The organism is Mycobacterium sp. (assembly GCF_046095365.1).
GTDB lineage: Bacteria > Actinomycetota > Actinomycetes > Mycobacteriales > Mycobacteriaceae > Mycobacterium.
Map to the genome: position 1 here is coordinate 1 of NZ_JBJTJF010000132.1, position 25,060 is coordinate 25,060.

The 25,060-nt window shown below is 70.5% G+C and carries 30 protein-coding genes and 2 pseudogenes; 20 read left to right on the forward strand and 12 right to left on the reverse strand.

Annotated features, from left to right (window positions below; genetic code table 11):
* The 3 genes and pseudogenes from ACKOQ4_RS10665 to ACKOQ4_RS10675 form a co-directional block, all read left to right on the forward strand.
* Positions 1-82, forward strand: a pseudogene (locus ACKOQ4_RS10665) (adenylate kinase); the annotation flags it as partial.
* Positions 83-88: 6 nt separating this feature from the next.
* A complete protein-coding gene (gene map, locus ACKOQ4_RS10670) occupies positions 89-886 on the forward strand; it encodes a type I methionyl aminopeptidase (RefSeq protein WP_526291605.1) in 798 nt (265 codons plus the stop codon).
* A gap of 12 nt (positions 887-898) precedes the next feature.
* A complete protein-coding gene (locus ACKOQ4_RS10675; RefSeq protein ID WP_526291607.1) occupies positions 899-1,774 on the forward strand; it encodes a cupredoxin domain-containing protein in 876 nt (291 codons plus the stop codon).
* A 6-nt stretch (positions 1,775-1,780) separates the two neighbouring features.
* On the opposite strand, the gene ACKOQ4_RS10680 is transcribed toward ACKOQ4_RS10675, so the two are convergent.
* The 6 genes from ACKOQ4_RS10680 to rfbB all read right to left on the reverse strand — a co-directional run bounded on the left by ACKOQ4_RS10680 (position 1,781) and on the right by rfbB (position 7,571).
* Positions 1,781-2,275: a MarR family transcriptional regulator gene (locus ACKOQ4_RS10680; protein ID WP_526291609.1), complete on the reverse strand. Its 495-nt coding sequence runs from the start codon at positions 2,273-2,275 to the stop codon at positions 1,781-1,783.
* A 7-nt stretch (positions 2,276-2,282) separates the two neighbouring features.
* Positions 2,283-3,152, reverse strand: coding sequence for a 3-hydroxyisobutyrate dehydrogenase (mmsB, locus tag ACKOQ4_RS10685; RefSeq protein ID WP_526291611.1), 870 nt, complete (start codon positions 3,150-3,152; stop codon positions 2,283-2,285).
* A 34-nt stretch (positions 3,153-3,186) separates the two neighbouring features.
* Positions 3,187-4,350: an acyl-CoA dehydrogenase family protein gene (locus ACKOQ4_RS10690; protein WP_526291613.1), complete on the reverse strand. Its 1,164-nt coding sequence runs from the start codon at positions 4,348-4,350 to the stop codon at positions 3,187-3,189.
* 8 nt (positions 4,351-4,358) lie between these two features.
* Entirely contained in the window at positions 4,359-5,879 is a 1,521-nt protein-coding gene (locus tag ACKOQ4_RS10695) for a CoA-acylating methylmalonate-semialdehyde dehydrogenase (protein WP_526291615.1), read from the reverse strand.
* A 74-nt stretch (positions 5,880-5,953) separates the two neighbouring features.
* Positions 5,954-6,574, reverse strand: coding sequence for a dTDP-4-dehydrorhamnose 3,5-epimerase (rfbC, locus tag ACKOQ4_RS10700; RefSeq protein WP_526291617.1), 621 nt, complete (start codon positions 6,572-6,574; stop codon positions 5,954-5,956).
* Between the two features lies 1 nt (position 6,575).
* Positions 6,576-7,571 carry a dTDP-glucose 4,6-dehydratase gene (rfbB, locus tag ACKOQ4_RS10705; RefSeq protein WP_526291619.1) on the reverse strand — a complete coding sequence of 332 codons (996 nt, stop codon included), beginning with the start codon at positions 7,569-7,571 and terminating at the stop codon, positions 6,576-6,578.
* 204 nt (positions 7,572-7,775) lie between these two features.
* Between rfbB and infA the strand changes: the two genes are divergently transcribed.
* The 8 genes from infA to truA all read left to right on the forward strand — a co-directional run bounded on the left by infA (position 7,776) and on the right by truA (position 12,427).
* A complete protein-coding gene (gene infA, locus ACKOQ4_RS10710) occupies positions 7,776-7,997 on the forward strand; it encodes a translation initiation factor IF-1 (protein WP_213516935.1) in 222 nt (73 codons plus the stop codon).
* Between the two features lie 59 nt (positions 7,998-8,056).
* Entirely contained in the window at positions 8,057-8,170 is a 114-nt protein-coding gene (gene rpmJ, locus ACKOQ4_RS10715; protein WP_003879483.1) for a 50S ribosomal protein L36, read from the forward strand.
* Positions 8,171-8,333: 163 nt separating this feature from the next.
* On the forward strand, positions 8,334-8,708 hold the full coding sequence (rpsM, locus tag ACKOQ4_RS10720) for a 30S ribosomal protein S13 (protein ID WP_526291621.1): 375 nt from the start codon (positions 8,334-8,336) through the stop codon (positions 8,706-8,708).
* Positions 8,709-8,710: 2 nt separating this feature from the next.
* Complete coding sequence (gene rpsK, locus ACKOQ4_RS10725; protein ID WP_526291623.1) at positions 8,711-9,130, forward strand: 30S ribosomal protein S11; 420 nt, start codon at positions 8,711-8,713, stop codon at positions 9,128-9,130.
* Between the two features lie 14 nt (positions 9,131-9,144).
* On the forward strand, positions 9,145-9,750 hold the full coding sequence (gene rpsD / locus ACKOQ4_RS10730) for a 30S ribosomal protein S4 (protein ID WP_526291625.1): 606 nt from the start codon (positions 9,145-9,147) through the stop codon (positions 9,748-9,750).
* 80 nt (positions 9,751-9,830) lie between these two features.
* On the forward strand, positions 9,831-10,895 hold the full coding sequence (locus ACKOQ4_RS10735) for a DNA-directed RNA polymerase subunit alpha (protein WP_526291627.1): 1,065 nt from the start codon (positions 9,831-9,833) through the stop codon (positions 10,893-10,895).
* An 88-nt stretch (positions 10,896-10,983) separates the two neighbouring features.
* Positions 10,984-11,571 (forward strand): 50S ribosomal protein L17, encoded by a 588-nt coding sequence (gene rplQ, locus ACKOQ4_RS10740; protein ID WP_526291629.1) that lies wholly within the window; start codon positions 10,984-10,986, stop codon positions 11,569-11,571.
* A complete protein-coding gene (gene truA, locus ACKOQ4_RS10745) occupies positions 11,558-12,427 on the forward strand; it encodes a tRNA pseudouridine(38-40) synthase TruA (protein WP_526291657.1) in 870 nt (289 codons plus the stop codon). The genes rplQ and truA overlap by 14 nt, the downstream gene beginning before the upstream one ends.
* On the opposite strand, the gene ACKOQ4_RS10750 is transcribed toward truA, so the two are convergent.
* The 4 genes and pseudogenes from ACKOQ4_RS10750 to ACKOQ4_RS10765 all read right to left on the reverse strand — a co-directional run bounded on the left by ACKOQ4_RS10750 (position 12,424) and on the right by ACKOQ4_RS10765 (position 15,431).
* The gene (locus ACKOQ4_RS10750) at positions 12,424-13,077 is read right to left on the reverse strand and encodes a cutinase family protein (RefSeq protein ID WP_526291631.1); all 654 of its coding nucleotides are present in this window, start codon (positions 13,075-13,077) and stop codon (positions 12,424-12,426) included. The genes truA and ACKOQ4_RS10750 overlap by 4 nt on opposite strands.
* A gap of 58 nt (positions 13,078-13,135) precedes the next feature.
* Positions 13,136-13,780: a cutinase family protein gene (locus tag ACKOQ4_RS10755; protein WP_526291633.1), complete on the reverse strand. Its 645-nt coding sequence runs from the start codon at positions 13,778-13,780 to the stop codon at positions 13,136-13,138.
* 45 nt (positions 13,781-13,825) lie between these two features.
* Complete coding sequence (locus ACKOQ4_RS10760) at positions 13,826-14,470, reverse strand: cutinase family protein (protein WP_526291635.1); 645 nt, start codon at positions 14,468-14,470, stop codon at positions 13,826-13,828.
* A pseudogene (locus tag ACKOQ4_RS10765) lies at positions 14,467-15,431 on the reverse strand (EamA family transporter). The gene ACKOQ4_RS10760 and the pseudogene ACKOQ4_RS10765 overlap by 4 nt, the downstream one beginning before the upstream one ends.
* Before the next feature lie 93 nt (positions 15,432-15,524).
* Between ACKOQ4_RS10765 and ACKOQ4_RS10770 the strand changes: the two are divergent.
* The 7 genes from ACKOQ4_RS10770 to ACKOQ4_RS10800 all read left to right on the forward strand — a co-directional run bounded on the left by ACKOQ4_RS10770 (position 15,525) and on the right by ACKOQ4_RS10800 (position 20,580).
* The gene (locus ACKOQ4_RS10770; protein WP_526291637.1) at positions 15,525-16,121 is read left to right on the forward strand and encodes a CGNR zinc finger domain-containing protein; all 597 of its coding nucleotides are present in this window, start codon (positions 15,525-15,527) and stop codon (positions 16,119-16,121) included.
* A gap of 17 nt (positions 16,122-16,138) precedes the next feature.
* On the forward strand, positions 16,139-16,723 hold the full coding sequence (locus ACKOQ4_RS10775) for a type VII secretion-associated protein (protein WP_526291639.1): 585 nt from the start codon (positions 16,139-16,141) through the stop codon (positions 16,721-16,723).
* A gap of 310 nt (positions 16,724-17,033) precedes the next feature.
* Entirely contained in the window at positions 17,034-17,477 is a 444-nt protein-coding gene (gene rplM, locus ACKOQ4_RS10780; protein ID WP_526291641.1) for a 50S ribosomal protein L13, read from the forward strand.
* Between the two features lie 161 nt (positions 17,478-17,638).
* Complete coding sequence (rpsI, locus tag ACKOQ4_RS10785; RefSeq protein ID WP_526291659.1) at positions 17,639-18,031, forward strand: 30S ribosomal protein S9; 393 nt, start codon at positions 17,639-17,641, stop codon at positions 18,029-18,031.
* Between the two features lie 146 nt (positions 18,032-18,177).
* Positions 18,178-19,512 carry a phosphoglucosamine mutase gene (glmM, locus tag ACKOQ4_RS10790; RefSeq protein WP_526291643.1) on the forward strand — a complete coding sequence of 445 codons (1,335 nt, stop codon included), beginning with the start codon at positions 18,178-18,180 and terminating at the stop codon, positions 19,510-19,512.
* 40 nt (positions 19,513-19,552) lie between these two features.
* Positions 19,553-19,801, forward strand: coding sequence for a hypothetical protein (locus ACKOQ4_RS10795; protein WP_526291645.1), 249 nt, complete (start codon positions 19,553-19,555; stop codon positions 19,799-19,801).
* A gap of 176 nt (positions 19,802-19,977) precedes the next feature.
* A complete protein-coding gene (locus tag ACKOQ4_RS10800; protein WP_526291647.1) occupies positions 19,978-20,580 on the forward strand; it encodes a hypothetical protein in 603 nt (200 codons plus the stop codon).
* Between the two features lie 2 nt (positions 20,581-20,582).
* Here the strand turns inward: ACKOQ4_RS10800 and ACKOQ4_RS10805 are convergent, their stop codons facing one another.
* Both ACKOQ4_RS10805 and ACKOQ4_RS10810 read right to left on the reverse strand, forming a co-directional pair.
* Positions 20,583-21,623 (reverse strand): LLM class F420-dependent oxidoreductase, encoded by a 1,041-nt coding sequence (locus ACKOQ4_RS10805; RefSeq protein ID WP_526291649.1) that lies wholly within the window; start codon positions 21,621-21,623, stop codon positions 20,583-20,585.
* Positions 21,624-21,625: 2 nt separating this feature from the next.
* Complete coding sequence (locus ACKOQ4_RS10810; RefSeq protein WP_526291651.1) at positions 21,626-22,462, reverse strand: dienelactone hydrolase family protein; 837 nt, start codon at positions 22,460-22,462, stop codon at positions 21,626-21,628.
* 55 nt (positions 22,463-22,517) lie between these two features.
* Between ACKOQ4_RS10810 and glmS the strand changes: the two genes are divergently transcribed.
* Together glmS and ACKOQ4_RS10820 are read left to right on the forward strand one after the other, a co-directional pair.
* Positions 22,518-24,386: a glutamine--fructose-6-phosphate transaminase (isomerizing) gene (glmS, locus tag ACKOQ4_RS10815; protein ID WP_526291653.1), complete on the forward strand. Its 1,869-nt coding sequence runs from the start codon at positions 22,518-22,520 to the stop codon at positions 24,384-24,386.
* A gap of 8 nt (positions 24,387-24,394) precedes the next feature.
* Positions 24,395-25,060 (forward strand): NAD(P)H-hydrate epimerase (locus tag ACKOQ4_RS10820; protein WP_526291655.1); only part of this gene is annotated, 666 nt, incomplete at its 3' end.

A 25,060-nucleotide genomic window follows, 5' to 3' on the forward strand; every position in this document is an offset into this window, starting at 1 on the left:
CGAGAGTGAGCTGCGCACGGTCGACGCCGTCGGCACCCTCGACGAGGTATTCGAGCGGGCACTGCACGCGCTCGGCCGCTGAGCCGGCATGGTCTCCCTGCCCGCACTGCGCGGCCGCAAGACGGTCCCCGCCCGCACGGCAGGTGAGTTGGACGCCATGGCGGCTGCCGGGGCGGTGGTCGCCGAGGCGTTGCGAGCGGTTCAGCGGGCCGCCGCGCCGGGAGTCTCCACACTGGAGTTGGACGAGGTCGCCGAGGCGGTGATCCGCCGGGCCGGCGGGACACCGTCGTTCCTCGGCTACCACGGCTACCCGGCGAGCATCTGCTCGTCGGTCAACGAGCGTGTCGTGCACGGCATTCCGTCCGCGCGCGAACTACTCGGGTACGGTGACCTGGTGTCGATCGACTGCGGCGCGATCATCGACGGCTGGCACGGGGACGCCGCGGTGACCTTCGGGGTGGGTGCTCTGATCCCCGCCGACGAGGCGCTCTCGGAAGCCACCAGACTGGCGATGGAGTCCGGGATCGCGGCGATGGTGGCGGGCAACCGGCTGACCGACGTCTCGCACGCCATCGAGGCGGGTGCCCGCGCCGCCGAACGCGCACACGACCGCAGGTACGGGATCGTCGCCGGCTACGGCGGCCACGCGATCGGCCGCCAGATGCACATGGACCCCTTCCTGCCCAACGAGGGCGAGCCCGGCCGGGGACCGCTGCTGGTGGTGGGCTCGGTGCTGGCTATCGAGCCGATGCTGACCCTGGGAACCACCCGGACCCGGATCCTCGAGGACGACTGGACCGTCGTCACCACCGACGGGTCCCGAGCGGCGCACTGGGAGCACACCGTGGCGGTCACCGACGACGGCCCGCGGATCCTGACGGTCTGACCGAAGGCGGATATGAAATTCCAAACCGAGCATCTGGCGACGCTGTCGAAATACGCCGGAATCAGCTTCGTCGCCGGGGCGGTCAATCACGGCTTCTTCTCCGAGCGACGTTCGTTCGTGACGGCAGGTGTCGGAATCGCCTTCTTCGTCATCGGGGCGGCGATGGAATTGAAGTCCGCTCCGGAGGGCGCCAAGCGCTGGGCGGACCTGCTGGGCTTCGGCATCCTGGCATCGGTCGGCCTGGGCTTCTTCACCGGCGGTTTGCAGCATTTCCCGGACTCACCCGAGCGCAGCGCGTGGGTGGTGCCGCTGGGTTTCTTCCTGAGTCTGGGGGCGCTGTACTTCGGTGAGGGGGGTCGCAGCCGGATCGGTTTGCGGCCCTTCACCGTCTACGGCGTGGTGACCGGGGTGTGTGTGATCGCCGGATCCATGGCGGCCGCATCGTACTGGGGAACCCGCGGTGGTTACGGCCACGACCACCGACTCGACCATGCAAGTGCCGCGGTCACCCCCGCCGCCGCGTCGCCGGCCGCCGCCGAGCGGGTGCGAAACGTGGTACTCGAGGTGGACGACAGTAGGCGCATCACTCCGGCGAAATGGACCGCGCAGGAGGGCGAAACGGTGCGTCTGGTCGTGGTGAACGTCGGCCAGGCCAGGCACGAACTGGTGGTAGGACCGGCAGAGCAAGTGGCAGCACACGCCCGGTCGATGGGCACGTCGCCGGCGGGACACCACGGTCATGACAACGCGATCGTGGTGGAACCGGGCCAGACAGCGACCTTGCTGTACACCTTCGACAAGCCGGGGGAGTGGGGGCTGGCCTGCCTTGAACCCGGTCACTTCGAGGGCGGCATGAGCGGTGCGGTAGACGTCGCGCCGCGGACCTGACGAGAGTCAGAAATCCCCGGCGTGCCGGCGCAGCGTCTCGATTGAGAAGACCAGCTCCCGGGCCTGATCGCCGGACATCCCGATATCGGCGAAAACCCGGCTGTTGAGCGTGAGGGTGGCGTCCTCGACCGTCGAGCGGCCCAGATCGGTGATCCGCACCAGGGTGGTGCGCCCGTCGGTTGGGTGCGGTAGCCGCTCGACCAGTCCGTCGGCCTCCAGCCGCCGGATGGCGTGGGTGACGCTCGTGACGTGCACCTGCAGCCGGTCGGAGGCCTTGGTGATCGGCAGTGCGCCGGTACGGCTGAAGGCCAGCAGCCGCAGCAGTTCGAACCGGGAGAAGCTCAGGTCGTAGGGACGCAGGGCGTTCTCGACCCGGGCCAGCAGAATCTGGTGGGCCCGCATGACCGACGTGACGGCCACCATCCCGTCGGCCACGTCTCCCCAGCCGGCGCCCTCCCAGTTGGCCCGCGCCGCGGCGATCGGATCGGTCTTGCCCGGCATACCCGGCTCAGCGCAGCGTCTCGATGACCGCGCTGAAGTCGAGGCCGGCGTTCCGCTCGGCGAAATGCGCGTAGATCTGCGCGGCGTGGCTGCCCAGCGGGGCCGAGGCGCCGGTGGCGGCCACCGCGTCCATCGCCAGTCCCAGGTCCTTGTTCATCAGCGCCGTGGCGAAGCCGGGCTTGAACTCGTTGTTGGCCGGTGAGGTGGGAACCGGGCCGGGCACCGGGCAGTTGGTGTGCACCGCCCAGCAGTTGCCGGTGGCGCCGGTGATCACGTCGAACAGCGACTGCGCCGACAGGCCGAGTTTCTCGGCGAGGACGAAGGCCTCGCCGACGGCGATCTGCTGCACCGCCAGCAGCATGTTGTTGCACAGCTTGGCGGCCTGCCCCGCTCCGGAGTCGCCGCAGTGAATGATCTTGCCCGCCATCGCTTCCAGGACCGGGCGGCCCCTCTCCAGCGCGTCGGCCTCGCCGCCGACCATGAACGCCAGCGTGCCGGCGACCGCGCCCTTGACCCCGCCGGACACCGGGGCGTCGAGTTGGGCGAATCCACGCTCGGCGGCGTAGCCGTTCACCTGGCGGGCGTCGTTGACGGCGATGGTGGAACTGTCGATGAACAGCGCGCCCCGGTTCGCGGTCGGCATCACCTCGGCGTAGCACTCCTTGACCAGAGTCCCGTTGGGAAGCATGGTGATCACCACGTCGGCGCCCTGCACCGCGGCGGCGCCGCCGTCGGTGACGGCGACGCCCTTGGCCGCGGCGGCTTCGCGGGCCACCGGGACGGGGTCGAAGCCGCGCACGGTGTAGCCGGCGTTGACCAGGTTGCCGGCCATCGGGGTGCCCATGTTGCCCAGCCCCAGGAACGCGATCGTGGTCATGTGGTCTCCCTGTCGTTCGGTCCGGCTCGTTCGTTCAGGCCCCGGCACGGGCGCGGTTCGCTTCCGCGCGCCCGATCACCACGCGCATGATCTCGTTGGTGCCCTCCAGGATCCGGTGCACCCGCAGATCGCGGACGATCTTCTCCAGCCCGTACTCGCGCAGGTAGCCGTACCCGCCGAGCAGTTGCAGCGCGCGGTCGGCGACGCCGTAGCAGGAATCGGTGACGTACAGCTTGGCCATCGCGCACAGCGTGACCTTGTCGGCCTCGTCGTCGTCGAGGGCGCCGGCGGCCCGCCACAGCATCAGCCGGGAGGTCTCCAGTGCGGTGGCCATCTCGGCCAGCGCGAACCGGATGGTCGGCTCGTCGATCAGCGCGCCTCCGAAGGCCTGCCGGTCCACCAGATAGTGCGCGGCCTTGTCGTAGGCCGCCTGCGCACCGCCCAGCGAGCAGGCGGCGATGTTGAGCCGTCCGCCGTTGAGGCCGTTCATCGCGATGCCGAAGCCGGTTCCCTCGGCCTCCGGGCCGCCGACCAGGGCGTCGGTCGGAACCCGGACGCCGTCGAGGATGACCTGGGCGGTGGGCTGGGCGTTCCAGCCCATCTTCTCCTCGTTGGCACCGAAACTCAATCCGGGAGTGCCCTTTTCGACGATGAAGGCCGAGATGCCACGCGGGCCGTCGGCGCCGGTGCGCGCCATGACCACGTAGACATCCGAGCTGCCTGCGCCGGAGATGAACTGCTTGACCCCGTCGAGGACGTAGTGCTCGCCGTCGCGAACGGCCTTGGTGCGCAACGCCGCCGCGTCCGACCCGGCTCCGGGCTCGGTGAGGCAGTAGCTGGCGATCAGTTCCATCGACGCCAGGCGCGGGATCCAGGACTTGCGTTGCTCGGCGGTCCCGTAGGTGTCGATCATCCACGCGCACATGTTGTGAATCGAGATGAACGACGCGATGACCGGATCGGCGATCGAGAGCTGCTCGAAGATCCGCACCGCGTCCAGTCTGCGCAGGCCGCTGCCGCCGACGTCCTCGCCGCAGTAGATGGCGCCCATGCCCAGTTCGGCGGACTCGCGCAGCACGTCGACCGGGAAGTGCTTGGTCTTGTCCCACTCCAGGGCATGGGGGGCCAGGCGTTTGGCGGCGAAGGCCGCGGCGGTCTCGGTGATCACCCGTTCGTCGTCATCGAGCGTGAAGGTCATCGCCCCGCCTACTTCATCGTGGGGATGACGAACTCGGCACCGTCCTTGATGCCCGAGGGCCAGCGCTCGGTGATGGTCTTGACCTTGGTGTAGAACTGGATCGAGGCCGGGCCATGCTGGTTGAGATCGCCGAAGCCGGAACGCTTCCAGCCGCCGAACGTGTGGTAGGACACCGGAACCGGGATGGGGACGTTGACACCCACCATGCCGACCTGCACCCGTGAGACGAAGTCGCGGGCGGTGTCGCCGTCCCGGGTGAACACCGCCACCCCGTTGCCGTACTCGTGTTCGTTGGGCAGCCGCAGCGCCTCCTCGTAATCCTTGGCGCGCACGATGCACACCACCGGTCCGAAGATCTCGTCGGTGTAGATCGACATGTCCGGGGTGACGTGGTCGAACAGAGTGGGGCCGATGAAGAAGCCGCCCTCGAGGCTCTCGTCGCCGAAGGTCAGTTCGGTGCTGGCCTTCTCGCGGCCGTCGACGACGACCTCGGCACCGGCCTCGACACCGGCGTCGATGTAGTCGCGCACCCGTTTGAGCGCGGCGGCCGTCACCAGGGGGCCGTAGTCGGCCTTGGGGTCCAGGCTGTGGCCCACCCGGAGGTTGCTGACCTTCTCGGCGAGCCTGGCGCGCAACCGGTTGGCGGTCTCCTCCCCGACCGGCACCGCGACGCTGATCGCCATGCAGCGCTCACCCGCGCTGCCGTAGCCTGCGCCTACGAGGGCGTCGACGGCCTGGTCGAGGTCGGCGTCGGGCATGACGACCATGTGGTTCTTGGCGCCACCGAAGCACTGCGAGCGCTTGCCGTGCGCGGCGGCGCCGGAGTAGATGTACTGCGCGATGTCGGAGGAGCCGACGAAACCGATGGCCTTGATGTCGGGATGGGCGATGATCGCGTCGACCGCTTCTTTGTCGCCCTGCACGACCTGGAAGACACCCGGGGGCAGACCGGCCTCGATGAACAGCTCGGCCAGCCGCAGCGGCACCGAGGGATCACGCTCGGAGGGTTTGAGGATGAAGGCGTTGCCGCATGCCAGCGCCGGCCCTGCCTTCCACAGCGGGATCATGGCCGGGAAGTTGAACGGGGTGATGCCGGCGACCACCCCCAGCGGCTGGCGGATCGAGTAGACGTCGATGCCCGAGCCGGCGTTCTCGGTGAACTCGCCCTTCATCAGATGCGGTATGCCGGTGGCGAATTCGATCACCTCGACGCCGCGCTGGATGTCGCCCAGGGAGTCCTGCACGGTCTTGCCGTGCTCCAGGGAGAGCAGTTCGGCGATCTCGTCGGCGTTGGCGTTGACCAGCTCGATGAACTTCATCAGGACCCGGGCCCGCCGCTGCGGGTTGTAGGCCGCCCACTCCTGCTGGGCCTGCACCGCGGAGGCGACGGCGGTGTCGACGTCGGCCGCCGACGCCAGCAGCACCTGGGCCTGTACCGCACCGGTGCTGGGGTTGAACACGTCGGCGGTGCGGGTGCTGGCCAGGCTGGTGCGCCGGCCGTCGACGAAGTGCTGGATCTGTCGGGTCATGAGCTGCCTCCGGGCGGAGAAGTAGGGGATACTTGCATATCCTAGTACAGGCTTCTGCCTGGGCCAAGTAGCCGTCAGGACGGAGGGAGCGCGGCGGTGAAGGCCTGCGTCTCGGCCCAGGTGGGCAGCAGCCCCGCATCGCGCACCTGGGCTAGCGGCGGAGCCGCGGCGTCCCGGCCGGAGAGCAGCAGAGCCGACGCCGGAACCGGCCAGTCGATCCCGATGGCCGGATCGGTGGCGAGGATGGTGTGCTCGCGTTGCGGGGCGTAGGGCGCCGAGCACAGGTACATCACCGTCGAGCCGTCCTGCAACGCCAGGAAGCCGTGCGCGAGGCCTTCGGAGAGATATGTCGAGCGGCGGGTGACGTCGTCGAGCAGCACCGAATCCCACCGGCCGAAGGTCGGCGAGCCGACCCGGATGTCGACGACGACGTCGAACACCGACCCCCGCACGCAGGTGACGTACTTGGCCTGGCCGGGGGGAACCTGCGCGAAGTGCAGCCCGCGCAGGACGCCGGCCGCGGACACCGAGCCGTTGGCCTGGCGCATGTCGAACCGGTGCCCGGTCATGCCGGCGAAGCCGGCCTCGGTGAACCACTCGAAGAACGTGCCGCGGTCATCGCCGTGCAGCTGCGGAGTGATCTCCCAGGATCCCGGAACGGCGAGCTCGCGCCATGCCCTGTCGGTCGTTCCCATCTCACTGGCCCCGTTTGGCATAGTCGGCCTCGACCGTGGATTTCAGTGGGGCCCACCACCATTCGTTGTCGCGGTACCACTGGATCGTCGCGCGCAGCCCCTCGGCGAAGTCGGTGTGCGTGGGTGACCATCCCAGTTCGTCGCGCAGCGCACCGGCGTCGATCGCGTACCGCAGGTCATGGCCGACCCGGTCGGTGACGTGGTCGAAGTCGTCGGGGTCGCGGTCCATCAGGGTCAGGATCATCCGCAGCACCGAGAGGTTGTCGCGTTCGCCGTCGGCTCCGATCAGATAGGTCCGGCCGGGCCTGCCGTCCTCGAGAATGCGCCACACCGCACTGTTGTGGTCGTCGACGTGAATCCAGTCCCGGACGTTCGCGCCGGTCCCGTAGAGCTTGGGGCGCCGCCCGGTGAGGATGTTGGTGATCTGCCGGGGGATGAACTTCTCGATGTGCTGGAACGGCCCGTAGTTGTTGGAGCAGTTGGAGATGGTGGCCTCGACGCCGTAGGACCGCACCCAGGCGCCCACCAGCAGGTCGGCCGAGGCCTTGGTGGCCGAGTACGGACTGGACGGGTGATAGGGGGTCGCGGGCGTGAACCGCACCGGCTCACCCAGCGGGAGGTCACCGTAGACCTCGTCGGTGGAGATGTGGTGCAGCCGCACCCGGTGCCGCCGCACCGCCTCCAGGACCGAGAAGGTCCCGACGACGTTGCTGCGCAGGAACGGCGACGGGTCGGCCAGCGAGTTGTCCACATGCGTCTCGGCGGCGAAGTGCACGACCGCGTCGCACTCCGCCACCAGACCGTCGACCAGGGCCTCGTCGGTCAGATCGCCCTCGACCAGGCGGATCCGGTCCCCGAGCCCCGCCAGGGCCTCCCGGCTGCCCGCATAGGTGAGGGCGTCCAGGACGGTGACCGACACCCCGGGCCGCCGGCCGACGGTCAGGCGGACGAAATTGGCGCCGATGAACCCCGCCCCGCCGGTCACCAAGAGCCGCATCGGCCCACCTTATCGGCCCGCGCGGCGGACCCCGGGGCACCGGGCGGGGGCCGCCGGCGCCATTTTGGAGAGCGGGCCCCCAGCGGGTATCGTGGGGCAACGGTGCGGTGCTCGCGCCGGCTCTTGCGTGCCCAGTCCGGGAATTCCCACGTTTTGCAGTCGGGGCGTCCGCTGCCCCGGCACCCAACAGGATCTAGTGAGGATATGGGCAAGAAAGACGGCGCCATCGAGGTCGAGGGCCGGGTGGTCGAACCCCTGCCCAATGCGATGTTCCGCATTGAGCTGGAGAACGGCCACAAGGTGCTCGCCCACATCAGCGGCAAGATGCGGCAGCACTACATCCGCATCCTGCCCGAGGACCGTGTGGTCGTGGAGCTCTCGCCCTACGACCTGACCCGCGGCCGCATCGTCTACCGGTACAAGTAACCGGCCCGGATCTCGACGAACGACTGAAGAACGACCAGGAAGAACAGGATCAACAAGCCGTGAAGGTGAACCCGAGCGTCAAGCCGATCTGCGACAAGTGCAGGGTGATCCGCCGGCATGGGCGGGTCATGGTGATCTGCTCCGATCCTCGCCACAAGCAGCGCCAGGGCTAGTAATCCGACCAAGTCCGGCCCGACACAACTGAATGCAGACCTCCCAGTACCACTGCGCGGACAGGCCGCGTGACCACGCCCGGAGCGGAGGCCGGGCCCCGGAGAACCCTCCGGGAACGGACTGGGACCAGACCCCCGCCTTGAAGAAGGAAACCGAAGCCCTGTGGCACGTCTAGTGGGCGTGGACCTCCCGCGCGACAAGCGCATGGAGATCGCGCTGACCTATATCTACGGCGTCGGCCGTACCCGCTCCCAGGAGATCCTGGCGGCCACCGGTATCGACCGGGACCTGCGCAGCAAGGACCTCACCGACGACCAGCTCACCCAGCTGCGCGACTACATCGAAGGCAACCTCAAAGTCGAGGGCGACCTGCGCCGTGAGGTGCAGGCCGACATCCGCCGCAAGATCGAGATCGGCTGCTACCAGGGCCTGCGGCACCGCCGCGGATTGCCGGTGCGCGGCCAGCGGACCAAGACCAACGCGCGCACCCGCAAGGGTCCCAAGCGCACCATCGCCGGTAAGAAGAAGGCCAAGTAACCATGCCACCTGCAAAGAAGGCCGGACAGACCGCCGCCAAGAAGGGTCAGAAGACCCGCCGCCGGGAAAAGAAGAACGTCCCGCACGGCGCCGCCCACATCAAGAGCACGTTCAACAACACGATCGTGACCATCACCGACCCGCAGGGCAACGTGATCGCCTGGGCGTCGTCGGGCCACGTCGGTTTCAAGGGCTCCCGCAAGTCGACCCCGTTCGCCGCCCAGCTGGCCGCCGAGAACGCCGCCCGCAAGGCCCAGGAGCACGGGGTCCGCAAGGTCGACGTGTTCGTCAAGGGCCCGGGTTCGGGCCGCGAGACCGCCATCCGCTCGCTGCAGGCCGCCGGGCTTGAGGTGGGCGCGATTTCCGATGTCACACCGCAGCCGCACAACGGCTGCCGTCCGCCCAAGCGGCGCCGGGTCTAGGAGGAACTCACACCATGGCTCGTTACACCGGATCCGCCACCCGCAAGTCGCGCCGCCTCGGCGTCGACCTGGTCGGCGGCGACCAGTCCTTCGAGAAGCGCCCCTACCCGCCCGGCCAGCACGGCCGTGCGCGGATCAAGGAGAGCGAATACCGCACCCAGCTCCAGGAGAAGCAGAAGGCGCGCTTCACCTACGGCGTGATGGAGAAGCAGTTCCGTCGCTACTACGAAGAGGCCAATCGCCAGACCGGCAAGACCGGCGAGAACCTGCTGCGAATCCTGGAGAGCCGGCTGGACAACGTCGTCTACCGGGCCGGGCTGGCCCGGACCCGGCGGATGGCCCGCCAGCTGGTCAGCCACGGCCACTTCACCGTCAACGGCGTGAAGGTCGACGTCCCCAGCTATCGGGTGTCCCAGTACGACATCGTCGACGTCCGGGACAACTCGCTGAACACCGTCCCGTTCCAGATCGCCCGTGAGGTCGCCGGCGACCGGCCGATCCCGGCCTGGCTGCAGGTGATCGGCGAACGCCAGCGCATCCTCGTGCACCAGCTGCCCGAGCGTGCCCAGATCGACGTGCCGCTCACCGAGCAGCTCATCGTCGAGTTCTACTCGAAGTAACCCGTCTGTGCGGCGTCCGCCGCGCAGGTAACCCCAACGGCATCAAATAGCGGGTGCCGAGAAGGAGATGGAAGAACACCATGCTGATTTCTCAGCGGCCCACCCTCGGCGAAGAGGCCCTCGCCGAAAACCGCTCCCAGTTCGTCATCGAGCCGCTGGAGCCGGGATTCGGTTACACCCTCGGCAACTCGCTTCGCCGCACGCTGCTGTCGTCCATCCCGGGCGCGGCGGTCACCAGCATCCGCATCGACGGCGTGCTCCACGAGTTCACCACCGTCCCCGGCGTCAAGGAGGATGTCACCGACATCATCCTGAACCTCAAGGGCCTGGTCGTCTCCTCCGACGAGGACGAGCCGGTCACCATGTACCTGCGCAAGCAGGGCCCCGGCGTGGTGACCGCGGGTGACATCGTGCCGCCGGCCGGCGTCACCGTGCACAACCCGGACATGCACATCGCCACCCTGAACGACAAGGGCAAGCTCGAGATCGAGTTGGTGGTCGAGCGCGGCCGCGGTTACGTGCCGGCCGTCCAGAACAAGGCCTCCGGCGCCGAGATCGGCCGCATCCCGGTCGATTCGATCTACTCGCCGGTGCTCAAGGTCACCTACAAGGTCGAGGCCACCCGCGTCGAGCAGCGCACCGACTTCGACAAGCTGGTCCTCGACGTCGAGACCAAGAACTCGATCAGCCCGCGCGACGCCCTGGCATCGGCCGGCAAGACCCTCGTCGAGCTGTTCGGCCTGGCCCGTGAGCTCAACCTCGAGGCCGAGGGCATCGAGATCGGTCCGTCGCCGGCCGAGGCCGACCACATCGCCGCGTTCGCGCTGCCGATCGACGACCTGGATCTGACCGTGCGCTCCTACAACTGCCTCAAGCGCGAGGGTGTGCACACCGTCGGCGAGCTGGTCGGCCGCACCGAGTCGGACCTGCTGGACATCCGCAACTTCGGTCAGAAGTCCATCGACGAGGTCAAGATCAAGCTGCACCAGCTGGGCCTGTCGCTGAAGGACTCCCCGCCCAGCTTCGATCCGTCCGAGGTCGCCGGTTACGACGCAGCCACCGGCACCTGGACCTCCGACGCCGGCTACGACTCGGCCTACGAGGTCGACAACGACGCCGACTACGCCGAGACCGAACAGCTCTAAACCAGACAAGCTAAACGAAGTCGTCCCGGCCCTACCTGATACGGGGGCCGGCCCCGAAAAGGAGTAGTCGCAATGGCTGGAGTTCCCAATGCCTAAGCCCACCAAGGGCCCCCGCCTCGGCGGGTCCTCGTCGCACCAGAAGGCGATCCTGGCCAACCTGGCCACCTCGCTCTTCGAGCACGGCCGGATCAAGACCACCGAGCCCAAGGCCCGGGCGCTGCGGCCCTACGCCGAAAAGCTCATCACCCATGCCAAGAAGGGCACGCTGCACAACCGGCGTGAGGTGATGAAGAAGATCCGCGACAAGGACGTCGTGCATACGCTGTTCGCCGAAATCGGACCGTTCTTCGCCGACCGCGAGGGCGGCTACACCCGGATCATCAAGGTCGAGGCGCGCAAGGGCGACAACGCCCCGATGGCGGTGATCGAACTGGTCCGGGAGAAGACGGTGGTCTCGGAGGCCGATCGGGCCCGGCGGGCCGCGGCGTCGCAGAAGAAGGCGGCCGCGGCGGCCGCCCCGGCTGCGAAGAAGGCCGCCCCGGCCGAGCCCGAACCCGCGCCTGAGCCCGAGTCGATCGAGGAGATCGAGGCCGAAGACGCGGCAATCGCCGACGCCCAGGCCGCGGTGGCCGCCGACGAGGTGGCCGAGGAGAAGGCCGAGTCTGACGAGTCCTGACGACGCCGTCGTCCGGCTCCGGCTCGACATCGCCTACGACGGAACGGATTTCGCCGGCTGGGCCGTTCAGGACGCTCAGCGCACCGTCGCGGGAACGCTCAACGATGCGTTGTCGACGGTGTTCAGGTCGCCCCTGCGGCTGGTCGCGGCCGGGCGCACCGACGCCGGGGTGCACGCCAGCGCCCAGGTGGCCCACGTCGACGTGCCCGCCGGCGCACTCGTCAACGCCTATCCGCGGCACGGGCGCACCGGGGACGGCGAGTTCGCCCCCCTGGTCCGCAGGCTGGCCAAGTTCCTTCCGGAGGATGTCCGGGTTCTGCGGGCCGGCCGGGCGCCGGGCGGTTTCGACGCGCGCTTCTCCGCGCTGCGCCGCCACTATGCCTACCGCCTGACGCAGGCCCCCTACGGCGCCGAACCGCAGCAGGCCCGGTTCGTCACGCCCTGGCCGCACCACCTCGACGTCGACGCGATGGCCGCGGCATCGGCGGCCCTGCTGGGCCTGCACGACTTCGCCGCCTTCTGCCGCCAGCGCCCCGGTTCGACGACGATCCGGGATCTGCAGCGCCTGGACTGGGTACGCGACGGCGACCTCGTCACCGCCTTCGTCACCGCCGATGCGTTCTGCTGGTCGATGGTGCGCTCGCTGGTCGGCGCGCTGTTGGCCGTCGGCGAAGGACGGCGCGAACCAAGCTGGGCTGCAACACTTTTGGATGCCGAAATGCGATCAAGTGACTTCGCGGCTGCCCCCGCGAGGGGCCTGACGCTGATCGGTGTGGACTACCCGACCGACGACCGGCTCGCCGCCCGGGTCGCGATCACCCGGGATGTCCGGAGCCTGGGCCAGGCCGGGTCCTAGAGCCGGGCCGCAACGAAAGCGGCGGCCTGGTCGACCAGCCCGGAGTCGACATAGGCGGCCAGCTGGTGGGCCTGCCAGTTACCGGCCCAGGTGTTGGGGTCGAGGTTGTTGTTGCAGACCGGGTCGTCGTCGGTGCACAGGTCGATGGTCTTGTCGCCGTAGAGCGGGCTCAGGTCCGACACCGGGCCGAGCACCTTGCGGGTCCCGTTGCCGAACAGGGCGACGGCCGCGATGTGGTCGTCCATCCCGAGCGGAAGCGGGCTGGTGTAGCCGAAGACCGGCGCCGGAACGGCCACCACGACGTCGGTGACGGCGGCGCCCAGCGAATAGCCGCCCAGCACCAACCGGGTGTCGGGGCAGTTGGCCGCCATGGACTGGATGTGCCGGCTCATGTCGTTGGCGCCCTGGATCACCTCGGTGTCGGCGGGGTAGTTGACCGCGTAGACCCCGACCGTCTTGTCGGTTCTGGCGCGCAGGGCCTCCACGAAGGCCTCCCCGACCCCGCCGGTGCCCGGCGGCTCGACACGGCCCCGGGCGAAAACCACCTCGACCTGCGGGCAGGGCGCAGCCGCGGCGGCCGGCGCCGCAGCCACCGGCGCTGTGGTGGATATCACCACAGACACCATTGTGCACATGCGCCTCAGGAGCATCAGGCCATGGTAGCTGCCGGCGTCAGCGGCTGCCAGATCACCCGGTGTCCTCCCAGGGTTAGAGCAGGCCCGTGACGAAGCCCGCGGCCTGCCCGACCAGGTCGGTCTTCTCATAGCTGGTGTGGGCGAACGGATTGCGGCCCTGCGAGCAGATCGGGTCGCCGTCGGCGCACAGGTCGATAGCCCTCCCGGCGAACGGCGCCATCGCTGCCGTGACGGGGTTGCCGAACTTCGTCGCCGGGTTGCCGAACACCGCGACGGCGGCGACCTTGCCGGCCAGGCTTTGCGGCAGCGGCGCTCCGGACCCGACGTCGCCCACCTTCGACCCCAGCGGCGGAATTCCCATCAGCATGTCCACCACCGCGGCGCCCTGGGAGTAGCCGCCCAGCACGACCCGGGTGTTCGGGCAGTCCTCGGCCATCGCGGCGATCCGGTTGGTGGCGTCGACCGCGCCGTCGGCGGTGGTGAGGAAGTCGTAGCTCGCCGGGTAGTTCACCGGGTAGATCCCCAGTGTCCGCCCGCCCAGACTTGCCGAGAGCTGGTCGCTCAATGCCTGCCCGACCCGGCCCACTCCCGCGGGCTCACTGGTGCCGCGGGCGAAAATCAGCTCCACGTCCGGGCACGGCGTGGACTGGGCCGGGGCCGCCGTGGCCAGGTACGCGGTCGTCAGCAGGCACACCGAAATCACCGGAATCACGCGCATGGGGCAATACTCACATACCGCCCTGGTGGCCGCGAAACCGCGCAGTCAGAGCAGGCCGGCGACGAAGTTGGCCGCCTGGTTGGCCGAGCCGTCGGGGCCGTAGTTGCGGTGGGCCACCACGCTGTCACCGCCGGAGCAGACCGGGTCCGCCGGGTTGCACACGTCGATGGCCCGGCTGCCGTAGGCCGCGCTGGACGTCAGCGGCAGCCCGATCTTGGTCGAAGGGTTGCCGAACACCGCCAGCGCCGCGATGCGGCCCCCGGCGGCCGGCGGCAGCGGGTTGGTGAACCCGACCATCGGGACCGGCAGCGCGGTGAGCACGTCGACGACGGCCGCCCCCTGCGAGTAGCCGCCCAGGACGATCTTGGTGTTCGGGCAGGTGTTCACGACGTCCTGGATGTAGGCGCTGGCGTCGTTGGCGCCGTCGGCGGCGGCCAGGAAGTCATAGCTGGCGGGGTAGTTGACCGCGTAGACGCCGACGCTGCGGCCGCCGACCAGGCCGCGCAGATCGTTGACGAACGCCTCCCCGACCCGTCCGATGCCGGGGGGTTCGTTGGTTCCGCGGGCGAAGACGACTTCGATGTCGTTGCACGCCAGCGCGCTGGCGACCGGGGCGGTCAGCGGGGCGGCCGCAGCCACGGCAAACAGTGCGGCGGCCTGCACGCACAGGGTTAGAGCACGGGAGGTCACGGCACCGATTGTTCCAGACGATCCCGGTCCGAATCGCTGCGCGCCGGCCGTCCGGCGGTCTGGCCGGGCCGGGCCAGCGCCAGGCCCACCAGGACGACGACGCCGCCGATGGCCTGGACCGCCGAGATGCGCTCGCCGAGCATCAGCCACGCTGCTCGGCGAACAGCACCTCGCCGAGACCCATCAGCGAGGCGAAACTCGGCCGCAGCCGGGCCACCCCGCTGATGCCCAGCAGGTAGGCCAGCGCGGTGGCGATCACACCGAGTAGGAGTACCGGGACGAACCAGGGGAGCGCGACGCCGGCGACGACGGCCGGCTCGGTGCCGAACCGCACCGGCATCACACCGGTGAGGCCGAGTACGGCGATCGCCACGGTCGCGACCAGCAGGCTGCCCGCGGCGAGGGTCATCGCGTGCAGGCCCGATCCGTCGGCGGTCACCTCGTCGGACATCATGAAGTAGCAGACGGCGCAGACGGCGGCGCCGAGTCCCCAGGCCACCCCGACCGCGTCCACGCGGGCTCCGTTGAAGACGTCGAGGACCAAGGTGACGCCGAGGACCGCCAGTGCCACGCCGGCCAGCGTGCGCCCGCGCGGGCGTTGACCGGTGGTGGCCCAGACCCAGGCGATGACCAGCACGGGGGCGGTGTACTCCAGCAGCAGGGCCACGCCCACCGACAGGTGCGCGACCGCGTTGTAGTAGCAGAGCTGCGCGCCGGCGACGGGGATCAGTCCGTAGGTCACCACGGTGCGCGCGTGGGCCCGCGCCTGACGCAGCCAGTCGGGTTTGACCGCCGTGGCCACCAGCGCCAGAACCAGCGCGCCACCGGCCAGCCGGGCGATGACCGCCGCGGTCGGCGACCACCCCGCGGCCATCAGCGACTTCGCCAGGGGGCCCGACGTCCCGAAACTGAGGGCCGCTCCGGTGGCGAACAGCAGGCCGGCCCGGAACTGGTTGGACACCGGGCACCTCCTTCGGTCGCCGCCGGTCGGGCGGTCATGAGTAAAATCAGTAGATGGTCATGACACTACGTCCGGAGGAGGTCATGAGTCAAAATGCTGTTCACTCATGACACGGATCTCACCCTGCGGGCGGCGTGTGTCCTGGTCAACAGCGACCGGCCCGGCGCCGACGCCCTGGCCGACCAGGCCGCGCTCGACGGGTATCTGCGCAGCTACGGCTGGACCGGGCGGCGGGACCGCGACTCGGCCGAACTGGCGGCGGTGCACCGATTGCGCCGGCGGCTGGGCGGCATCTGGTCGGTCGCCGGTGACGAGGTGCGGGCGGTCGACGAGGTCAATGCGCTGCTGGCCGACACCCGCGCCGCGCCCTGGCTGACCAGGCATCCGGAGATGCCGGACTGGCACCTGCACCTGGCGTCCGCCGACGACCCGCTGGCGCAGCGGATGGGTGCGGAGATGGCGATGGCACTGGCCGACCTTATCCGCGCGGGGGAGTTGCGCAGGCTCAAGAGGTGCGCCGCGCCGGACTGTCCGGCGGTGCTGGTCGACCTGTCGCGCAACCGATCCCGGATGTTCTGCGACACCGGCAACTGCGGGAACCGCCAGCACGTAGCCGCCTACCGGCAGCGGCGCTCGCACCCCCATGCGGACGAGCTTCCTGTGGATGACCGCCACCCGTCGCAGCGGTGAGTTCCTAACCTGGCGGCGTGGCCGTCATCGACGTCGACGCTGCCGCGCCGCGGCGGCGTCGGCCCCGCATCGGACCCGCTGCCCTCGCCGCGGCCTCGATCGCGCTGATGGCCGGTTCGGCGGTGACCGGTGGAATCCGGTCGCCGGAGTCCGTCGACATCGCCGAGGGGCGCATCGCGGTCACGGTGCCCGCGGACTGGACGCCGTCGCGGGTGACCGGCGGGCCGGGCTCGCGGCGCCTGCAGGTCTCCTCGCCGGCCGATCCGGATCTCGCCCTGCACATCACCGGTTCCTATGCCCCCGGCACCACCCTGGCGGAGGCCGCCGAGGTGCTGGGCCGCGCCATCGCCGCCCAGCCCGCCGGCGTGTTCGTCGGCCTGCGCGCCGACGGGCAGGTCGCCGGACGCCCGGCGGTGACCTACCGCGAGATCCGGCCGGGCCGGGTCATCGACTGGGCGGTCGTGCTGGCCGGGGTCACCCGGATCGGCGTCGGATGCCAGAGTCAGCCCGGCCGCGAGGGTGCGGTCCGGGCGGTGTGTGCGGCGGCGGTGCTCTCGGCGCATGAAAGTGACGCCGCTCACGGAACCGATTCGCGCCGGTGAACGTCCAGCATTTAAAGAGCGGTGGACCCCGACGTCTCCGCGGTTTCGACGGAGGAGAGCCGTCGGGACCGCCGAGGTTTCGGGGGACCGTGCCGCCCTCCGCTCGCGGGCGTTTTGACCTGCATGGATCCTGCCCGGTAGGCTCCCGGGTTGGCGTGCGGTACGCCGTCGCGGACTTTTCGCGCGGCGAACCGGGTCCTCGGGTCAGTGTTGGTCGCCGGGGAGATTCCGGGCCGTCGACGCCCCGACCGGCACCCGGTTTCGCCCGGGATCCACGCCCCGCTGGGGACCTGACAGAGAGGGACACGCTGTGCCCACCTACACGCCGAAGGCCGGTGACACCACGCGCTCGTGGTACGTCATCGACGCCACCGACGTGGTGCTCGGCCGGCTCGCCGTCGCCGCGGCCAATCTGCTGCGCGGCAAGCACAAGCCGACATTCACGCCCAACGTCGACGGCGGTGACTTCGTCATCGTCGTCAACGCCGACAAGGTCGCCATCGGGGGCGACAAGCTCAACAGCAAGCTGGCCTACCGGCACTCCGGTTATCCCGGCGGCCTGAGCACGCGCACCATCGGCGAACTCATGGCCAAGCACCCCGACCGGGTCGTCGAGAAGGCGATCGTCGGCATGCTGCCGCACAACAAGCTGAGCCGTCAGATCCAGCGCAAGCTGAAGGTGTACGCCGGACCGGAGCATCCGCACACCGCTCAGCAGCCGATTCCGTTCGAGATCAAGCAGGTGGCCCAGTGACACAGGACCAGAGCCAGGACAACCAGGCCGACGACGTGGAGAACAACGACGTGGAGTCCCCGGCGCAGACCGAGACCGCGGCCGCCGAGACCGCGGCAGCAGAGACCGCCGAGACCGAGACCGCCGCGCCCGCCGCGGAGGCGGCGCCGCGCAAGCCGGTCGTGATCGACCGGCCGATCCAGACCGTCGGCCGGCGCAAGGAGGCCGTGGTGCGGGTGCGCCTGGTGCCCGGCACCGGCCAGTTCCACCTCGACGGCCGCACCCTTGAGGACTACTTCCCGAACAAGGTGCACCAGCAGCTGATCAAGGCGCCGCTGGTCACCGTCGACCGGGTGGACAGTTTCGACATCCACGCCCACCTCGACGGCGGCGGCCCCTCGGGCCAGGCCGGGGCGCTGCGCCTGGCGATCGCCCGGGCGCTGATCCTGGTCCAGCCCGAGGACCGGCCCGCGCTGAAGAAGGCCGGCTTCCTTACCCGCGACCCGCGCGCCATCGAGCGCAAGAAGTACGGCCTGAAGAAGGCGCGCAAGGCGCCGCAGTACAGCAAGCGCTGATCGACAAGGCCCACGGCTCGCCGGGCGTGCCGGATCGCACGCCCGGCGGGTTTCTTGCAATCCTGGATACGGCGACGGGGATATGGCGACGGTGGATATGGCGACGGTGGATTTGGCAACGATGACTGTTGCGGGAGGTTGACCACATGGGCCGACTGTTCGGCACCGACGGCGTGCGCGGGGTCGCCAACCAGGAGCTGACCGCCGAACTCGGGCTGGCCCTGAGCGCGGCCGCCGCCCGCCGGCTCGCCCCGGCCACCGCCGGGCACCGCGTCGCGGTGGTGGGTCGCGACCCGCGGGCCAGCGGTGAGATGCTCGAGGCCGCCGTGGTCGCCGGACTGACCAGCGAGGGCGTCGACGCCCTGCTGGTGGGTGTGTTGCCCACTCCCGCCGTGGCTCACCTGACCGCCGCCTACCGGGCCGACCTGGGTGTGATGATCTCCGCGTCGCACAACCCGATGCCCGACAACGGCATCAAGATCTTCGGCCCCGGCGGGCACAAACTCGACGACGACGCCGAGGACCGCATCGAGGAGCTCATCGCCCAGGGCCCCGGGCTGCGCCCGGTCGGCGCCGGGATCGGCCGGGTGCGCCCTGCGCAGGACGCTCTCGAGCGCTATCTCGAGCACCTCCTCGGCGGGACACCCGCCCGCCTTGACGGTCTCACCGTCGTCGTGGACTGCGCCAACGGCGCCGCGTCGGCCGCGGCTCCCCGTGCCTACACCGCGGCCGGAGCCCGGGTCGTCGCGATCAACGATCGGCCCGACGGACTCAACATCAACGACGGCTGCGGGTCGACGCACCTCGACCCGCTGCGGAAGGCCGTGGTCGCCCACGGCGCGGACCTCGGTCTTGCCCACGACGGTGACGCCGACCGGTGCCTGGCGGTGGACGCCGCCGGTCAGGTGGTCGACGGCGACGCGATCATGACGATCCTCGCCCTGGCCATGAAGGAGGCCGGGGAACTCGCCTCCGACACCCTGGTCACCACGGTGATGAGCAACCTGGGTCTGCACCTGGCGATGCGGCAGGCCGGAATCGCGGTGCGGACCACCGCGGTCGGGGATCGCTACGTCCTCGAGGAGTTGCGGTCGGGGCGGTTCAGCCTGGGCGGCGAGCAGTCGGGCCACATCGTGCTCCCGGCGTCGGGAACGACGGGCGACGGAATCCTCACCGGCCTGCGGCTGATGTCGCGGATGGCGCAGACCCGTCGATCGCTGGCCGAGCTCGCCGCGCCCATGCAGTCGCTGCCTCAGGTGCTGATCAACGTGGAGGTCGCCGACAAGGCCACGGTGGCCGCCGCGCCGGCGGTGCGCACCGCCGTCGCCGAAGCCGAAGCCGAACTCGGCGAGACCGGCCGGATCCTGCTGCGGCCCTCGGGAACCGAGCAGATCGTCCGGGTGATGGTGGAGGCCGCCGACCCGCAGACCGCGCGCCAGGTCGCCCAGCGCGTCGCCAGGTCGGTCAGCGCCGAGGAGTGATCGGCGGAACCGGATCGGCCGGCGCTGCGTCCTATCCGGTATGGGAACAACCTCGGTAGACCCGTGCGCGCTGCGCCTGGCGGCCCAGCGCCTCGAGGACGCCGCGGACCTGCTCAGCGGGGTGATCGGCGGTCCGCTGGCCGGCCCGCACGCCCCTGAAGCGTTGAGCCGGCTGCTGGCCGACCTCGCCCGCTGGCAGCGGGCGGCCCGGGAGACCGCGGCCGCGCTGCGCGTCGGCGCCGACCGGCACACCGATGCCGAGGACCTCGCGGTGCGGAGACTGCGCTGAACACCCCCGATGCGACAGACGCCGACGGCGCCGCGCTGGACGCCGCCGGCTCGGCGGCGGAGGAGGCGCTCGCGCTGCATCGCGAGGCCCTGGCGCTGATCGCCGAGGGCTGGTGCGGTGAATCCGGTTGGGCAGCAACGGATCTGCTGCATCGGCAGTGCGGCGAGGCTGCGGACTTGGTCGCGGCGCTGCACGAGACTGCGGGGGAGCTGAGATCCCTGCGCGAGGTCACGGCCGCGGACCGGTCCTACGGCCGCCTCGACGAACGGCCCCGGCCGGTTTTCGAGACACCGGCGTCCCCGCCGGTGTATCCGGCTCAGCCGCCGGCCCCGGTCTGGACGGCCGGGATCGGCCTCGGCGGCGCACTTGCCGGAGTCGTGGGACAGATCGCCGGCGCCGTCTCCCAGGCCGGTGCCGCCGCGGCCGGCGCCGCGTTGAGCAACGCCGCCGGCGCCGGGCCGGAGATCACGGTCCCCGAACACCGGGAGAGATCCCCTGAGCCAGCGGCGCGGCCCGCCTCGGCCGCACACCCCGCGGCGCCGGTCACTGCTCCGGCGATGGAGCCCGAAATCCCCGCTGCGCCAATTGAACCCGCCGAGTCTCCGCTCCAGGCGGCGGAGCGGCCGCCGCAGCCGGACGCTCCCGCGGCCCCCGCGCCACCGCAGCCGGCCGCGCCCGCGCCGCCGCCGCCGTCCGCCCAGCCGCCGCCCGAACCGGTCGCGGACCCGAGGACTCCGTGTGAGATCGCGGCCGACGAACTGCCCCAGGTGGGTCAGTGAGCTCAGGGCAGCAACTGCTGGAGCTGCTCGACGAAGTCGACGAACTCCGCGCCGTCGGCCGTCACCGGCGTCGTCAGCAGCGTGGTCACCCCGGCGTCGGCGAAGGCGGCGATGCGCTCCTTGACGTAACCGCGGGGACCGATCAGCGACACGCTGCGCACCAACTCGTCGGGAACGGCGGCGATCGCCTCGGTCTTGCGGCCGGACAGGTACAGCTCCTGGATGCGGTCGGCCGCCGCGCCGAACCCGTACCGGGTCGCCACGTCGTGGTAGAAGTTGCGTCCCTTGGCGCCCATGCCGCCGATGTAGAGCGCCAGCTGCGGTTTGGCCCACTGCAGGCGGTCCTCGACGTGGTCGCCGACCGCCAGCGAGACGCCGACCATGACGTCGAGCTCGCCGAGGGCCGTGTCGCGTTTGGCCTTTCCGGCCCGCAGCGCCTCACCCCAGACCTCGCCGGCGCGCTCGGGGTGGAAGAAGACCGGCTGCCAGCCCTCGGCGATCTCAGCGGTGAGTTCCACGTTCTTGGGGCCCAGTGCTGCGATGGTGATCGGAATGCGTTCCCGCACCGGATGATTGATGATCTTCAGTGCCTTGCCAAGACCGGTTCCGCGTTCGGGCGGCAGCGGGATCTGGTAGTGGCGGCCCTGATGGGACAGCCGTTCGCGGCGCCACACCTGACGGCAGATCTCGACGACCTCGCGGGTGCGGCCCAGCGGCGCGTCGAACGGCACGCCGTGGAAGCCCTCGACCACCTGTGGTCCGGATGTGCCGATGCCGAGCCGGAACCGGCCGTCGGAGACGTAGTCCAGTCCGGCGGCGGTCATCGCCAGCAGCGCGGGGGTGCGGGAGTAGATCGGGACGACGCCCGTGCCCAGTTCGATCGCGGAGGTCCTGGCGGCCAGGTAGCCGAGCTGGCTGATCGCGTCGAAGGAGTACGCCTCGGCGACCAGGACGATGTCGACACCCTGCTTCTCCAGCGTGACGACCTGATCGACCGTTTCCTTGAATCCGCCCGCGTAGGACAGGAAGATGCCGGTGCGCACGGCTACCGGAACAGCGCGACGATGCGCTCCTCGGCCGTCACCGGCGCGCCGTCGGGGTCGGGCCGGCTGGTGTGGGGCAGGTCGGCGTCCGGGTCGGCGAACTCCTTGTAGGTCTGGTCTCCGGCCAGGTGGTAGAGCAGGAATCCGGTCAGCAGCGCGCGAACGGTCTTCTGGGTGTGGTCGCTGGATCCCTGGAAACCGAGCAGCCGCAGCATGGTGCGCTTCTCGACCAGGCCCGCGGTCTCGGCCTTGTCGACCACCCGCAGCACCGCGCCGTCCCAGCCCGCGGCGACCTCGAGGGCGTCGGTCCGCAGCGACTTGGCGTCATCGGGGGTCGCCAGCACCAGGCCGGGAACGTCGAGGGTGGCCGCGGCCGTCTCGGCGGAGGGTTTGGTCACCGCCGGGAACACCGCCGCGACGGCGGCCACGCGGGCCTCCCCGGCCGCGGCCAGCACCGCCGCCGAACCGCCGAAGCCGTGGCCGGCCAGACCCAGTTTGGAGCCGGCGACGCTGATCTGGCCGGCGCCCAGCCGCACCCCGGAGATGACCTCCAGGGTCCCGGCCAGGTCGTGGGCCATGGTCAGCGCCGAGGGAACCGGGCCGATCTGGGTGTCCGGGGCCGCCGCGACGATGCCCCAGCTGGCCAGGTGCTCGAGGGTGCCGGAGTAGTGCAGCGCGCCGGTGAGCCAGTCGTGCCCGAAGGCCACCCCGGGCAGGTGGAAGCCCGACGCCGGGGTGAAGACCACCCCGGGGACACCGGCGAAGCCCAGGTCGCCCCGCAGGACAGGGTGCGGGCCCCGACGCGTCAGCGACCTGAACAGCGCGCGGTTTCCGCCCATACCCTGACCGTAGCCGACCCGTCGGCCCCGCCGGGCTGGACTACCCTGGTAGTTCATGTGCGGAATCGTCGCCTACGTCGGGCACCGGCCCGCCTGTGCCGTCGTGGTCGACGCGCTGCGCCGGATGGAGTACCGGGGCTACGACTCCGCGGGCCTGGCCGTGCTGGACGGGCGGGGCGGGCTGACCGTGCGCCGCCGGGCCGGCCGGCTGGCCAACCTGGAAGCCGCTCTCGAGGAGACCCAACCCGGCGCCCTGGCCGGAACCGCGGGGATCGGCCACACCCGGTGGGCCACCCACGGCCGGCCGACCGACCGCAACGCGCACCCGCACCGCGACGCCGCCGGCGAGTTCGCGGTGGTGCACAACGGCATCATCGAGAACTTCGCCGCGCTGCGCCTGGAACTCGAGCGGGCCGGGGTGGAGTTCGCCAGCGACACCGACAGCGAGGTGGCGGTGCACCTGGTGGCACGCGCCTACCGTCAGGGCGAGACCGCCGGGGATTTCGAAGCCTCGGTCCTGGCCGTGCTGCGCCGGCTGGAAGGCCACTTCACCGTGGTCTTCGCCCACGCCGAGGACCCCGGCAGGATCATCGCCGCCCGCCGGTCCACCCCGCTGGTGGTGGGAATCGGCGACGGCGAGATGTTCCTGGGCTCCGACGTCGCGGCGTTCATCGAATTCACCCGCGACGCGGTGGAACTCGGCCAGGACCAGGCGGTGGTGATCACCGCCGAGGGCTACCGGATCCTGGATTTCGACGGCAACGACGACGCCGCCAACGCCCGGCACTTCCACATCGACTGGGACCTCTCGGCCGCGGAGAAGGGCGGCTACGACTACTTCATGCTCAAGGAGATCGCCGAGCAGCCCGCCGCGGTCTCCGACACCCTGCTCGGACACTACGCCGAGGGCCGGATCGTGCTCGACGAGCAGCGGCTCTCCGACCAGGAACTGCGGGAGGTCGACAAGGTCTTCATCGTCGCCTGCGGCACCGCCTACCACTCCGGCCTGCTGGCCAAGTACGCCATCGAGCACTGGACCCGGCTGCCGGTGGAAGTCGAGCTCGCCAGCGAATTCCGTTACCGGGACCCGGTTCTGGATCGCGGGACCCTGGTGATCGCCATCTCCCAGTCCGGTGAGACCGCCGACACCCTGGAGGCCGTGCGGCACGCCAAGGTCCAGAGGGCCAAGGTGCTGGCCATCTGCAACACCAACGGCAGCCAGATCCCCCGCGAGGCCGACGCCGTGCTCTACACCCGCGCCGGACCGGAGATCGGGGTGGCGGCCACCAAGACCTTCCTGGCCCAGGTCGCCGCGAACTACCTCGTCGGTCTGGCCCTGGCCCAGGCCCGCGGCACCAAGTACCCCGACGAGGTCGCCCGCGAGTACCGCGAACTGGAGTCGATGCCCGACCTGGTCGCGCAGGTCCTCGACCGCCTGGACGCGGTGACCGAACTGGGCGCGCGGTTCGCCGGATCCCCGGCCGTGCTGTTCCTGGGCCGGCACGTCGGCTACCCGGTGGCCCTGGAGGGCGCGCTCAAGCTCAAGGAACTGGCCTACATGCACGCCGAGGGGTTCGCGGCCGGTGAACTCAAGCACGGGCCGATCGCGCTGATCGAGGAGGGCCTGCCGGTCATCGTCGTGATGCCGTCGCCCAAGAACGCGGCGATGCTGCACGCCAAACTGCTGTCCAACATCCGCGAGATCCAGGCCCGTGGCGCGGTCACCATCGTCATCGCCGAGGAGGGCGACGACACCGTCCGGCCCTACGCCGACCACATGATCGAGATCCCCGCGGTATCAACGCTTTTCCAGCCGCTGCTGTCCACCATCCCGTTGCAGGTTTTCGCGGCCTCGGTGGCCCGGACGCGCGGCTACGACGTCGACAAGCCCCGCAATCTCGCCAAGTCCGTCACCGTCGAGTAGCGCCCCCGATGCGGCACTACTTCACCGCCGAGCAGATCAGGGCCGCCGAGGCGCCCCTGCTGGCCGGTCTTGCAGAGGGTGCGCTGATGCGCCGCGCCGCGACCGGCCTGGCCACGGCCGTCGCCGCCGAACTGCGCCGCCGGACCGGCGGCGTGGCCGGCCGGGTGGTCTGCGTGGTTGCCGGATCGGGCGACAACGGCGGCGACGCGCTGTGGGCCGCGACGCTGCTGCGCCGCCGCGGCGTCTCGGCGTCGGCCATCCTGCTCAACCCCGAGCACACCCATCGTGCGGCGCTGGCGGCATTCCGGGCGGCCGGCGGCCGGGTGCTGGCCGGAGTGCCGGAGTCCGCCGATCTTCTGATCGACGGGGTGGTCGGGATCTCCGGGAAGGGGCCGTTGCGGCCCGCGGCGGCCGAGGTCTTCGCCGCCGCCGGGGCGGCCGGCGTCCCGGTGGTGGCCGTGGACATCCCCAGCGGAGTCGACGTGCACACCGGCGCGGTCACCGGGCCCGCCGTTCGTGCCGCGCTCACCGTCACCTTCGGCGGGCTCAAGCCGGTGCACGCGCTGGCCGACTGCGGCCGCGTCGAGGTCGTCGACATCGGCCTGGATCTGCCCCGCACCGACCTGGTCGGCCTGGATGCCGGCGACGTCAGGGCCCGCTGGCCGGTGCCCGGC

What these genes read in the sequence shown, in the direction of transcription:
- ACKOQ4_RS10810 (WP_526291651.1), bottom strand. Translation starts at nt 22,462, where the DNA reads ATGGGCGGAAACCGCGCGCTGTTCAGGTCGCTGACGCGTCGGGGCCCG.
- glmM (WP_526291643.1), top strand. Translation starts at nt 18,178, where the DNA reads ATGGGCCGACTGTTCGGCACCGACGGCGTGCGCGGGGTCGCCAACCAG.
- ACKOQ4_RS10770 (WP_526291637.1), top strand. Translation starts at nt 15,525, where the DNA reads ATGCTGTTCACTCATGACACGGATCTCACCCTGCGGGCGGCGTGTGTC.
- ACKOQ4_RS10690 (WP_526291613.1), bottom strand. Translation starts at nt 4,350, where the DNA reads ATGACCTTCACGCTCGATGACGACGAACGGGTGATCACCGAGACCGCC.
- infA (WP_213516935.1), top strand. Translation starts at nt 7,776, where the DNA reads ATGGGCAAGAAAGACGGCGCCATCGAGGTCGAGGGCCGGGTGGTCGAA.
- rpsK (WP_526291623.1), top strand. Translation starts at nt 8,711, where the DNA reads ATGCCACCTGCAAAGAAGGCCGGACAGACCGCCGCCAAGAAGGGTCAG.
- ACKOQ4_RS10755 (WP_526291633.1), bottom strand. Translation starts at nt 13,780, where the DNA reads ATGCGCGTGATTCCGGTGATTTCGGTGTGCCTGCTGACGACCGCGTAC.
- mmsB (WP_526291611.1), bottom strand. Translation starts at nt 3,152, where the DNA reads ATGACCACGATCGCGTTCCTGGGGCTGGGCAACATGGGCACCCCGATG.
- ACKOQ4_RS10680 (WP_526291609.1), bottom strand. Translation starts at nt 2,275, where the DNA reads ATGCCGGGCAAGACCGATCCGATCGCCGCGGCGCGGGCCAACTGGGAG.
- rfbB (WP_526291619.1), bottom strand. Translation starts at nt 7,571, where the DNA reads ATGCGGCTCTTGGTGACCGGCGGGGCGGGGTTCATCGGCGCCAATTTC.
- glmS (WP_526291653.1), top strand. Translation starts at nt 22,518, where the DNA reads ATGTGCGGAATCGTCGCCTACGTCGGGCACCGGCCCGCCTGTGCCGTC.
- map (WP_526291605.1), top strand. Translation starts at nt 89, where the DNA reads ATGGTCTCCCTGCCCGCACTGCGCGGCCGCAAGACGGTCCCCGCCCGC.
- ACKOQ4_RS10695 (WP_526291615.1), bottom strand. Translation starts at nt 5,879, where the DNA reads ATGACCCGACAGATCCAGCACTTCGTCGACGGCCGGCGCACCAGCCTG.
- ACKOQ4_RS10795 (WP_526291645.1), top strand. Translation starts at nt 19,553, where the DNA reads ATGGGAACAACCTCGGTAGACCCGTGCGCGCTGCGCCTGGCGGCCCAG.
- ACKOQ4_RS10735 (WP_526291627.1), top strand. Translation starts at nt 9,831, where the DNA reads ATGCTGATTTCTCAGCGGCCCACCCTCGGCGAAGAGGCCCTCGCCGAA.
- rfbC (WP_526291617.1), bottom strand. Translation starts at nt 6,574, where the DNA reads ATGGGAACGACCGACAGGGCATGGCGCGAGCTCGCCGTTCCGGGATCC.
- ACKOQ4_RS10675 (WP_526291607.1), top strand. Translation starts at nt 899, where the DNA reads ATGAAATTCCAAACCGAGCATCTGGCGACGCTGTCGAAATACGCCGGA.
- rpsD (WP_526291625.1), top strand. Translation starts at nt 9,145, where the DNA reads ATGGCTCGTTACACCGGATCCGCCACCCGCAAGTCGCGCCGCCTCGGC.
- ACKOQ4_RS10750 (WP_526291631.1), bottom strand. Translation starts at nt 13,077, where the DNA reads ATGCTCCTGAGGCGCATGTGCACAATGGTGTCTGTGGTGATATCCACC.
- rplQ (WP_526291629.1), top strand. Translation starts at nt 10,984, where the DNA reads ATGCCTAAGCCCACCAAGGGCCCCCGCCTCGGCGGGTCCTCGTCGCAC.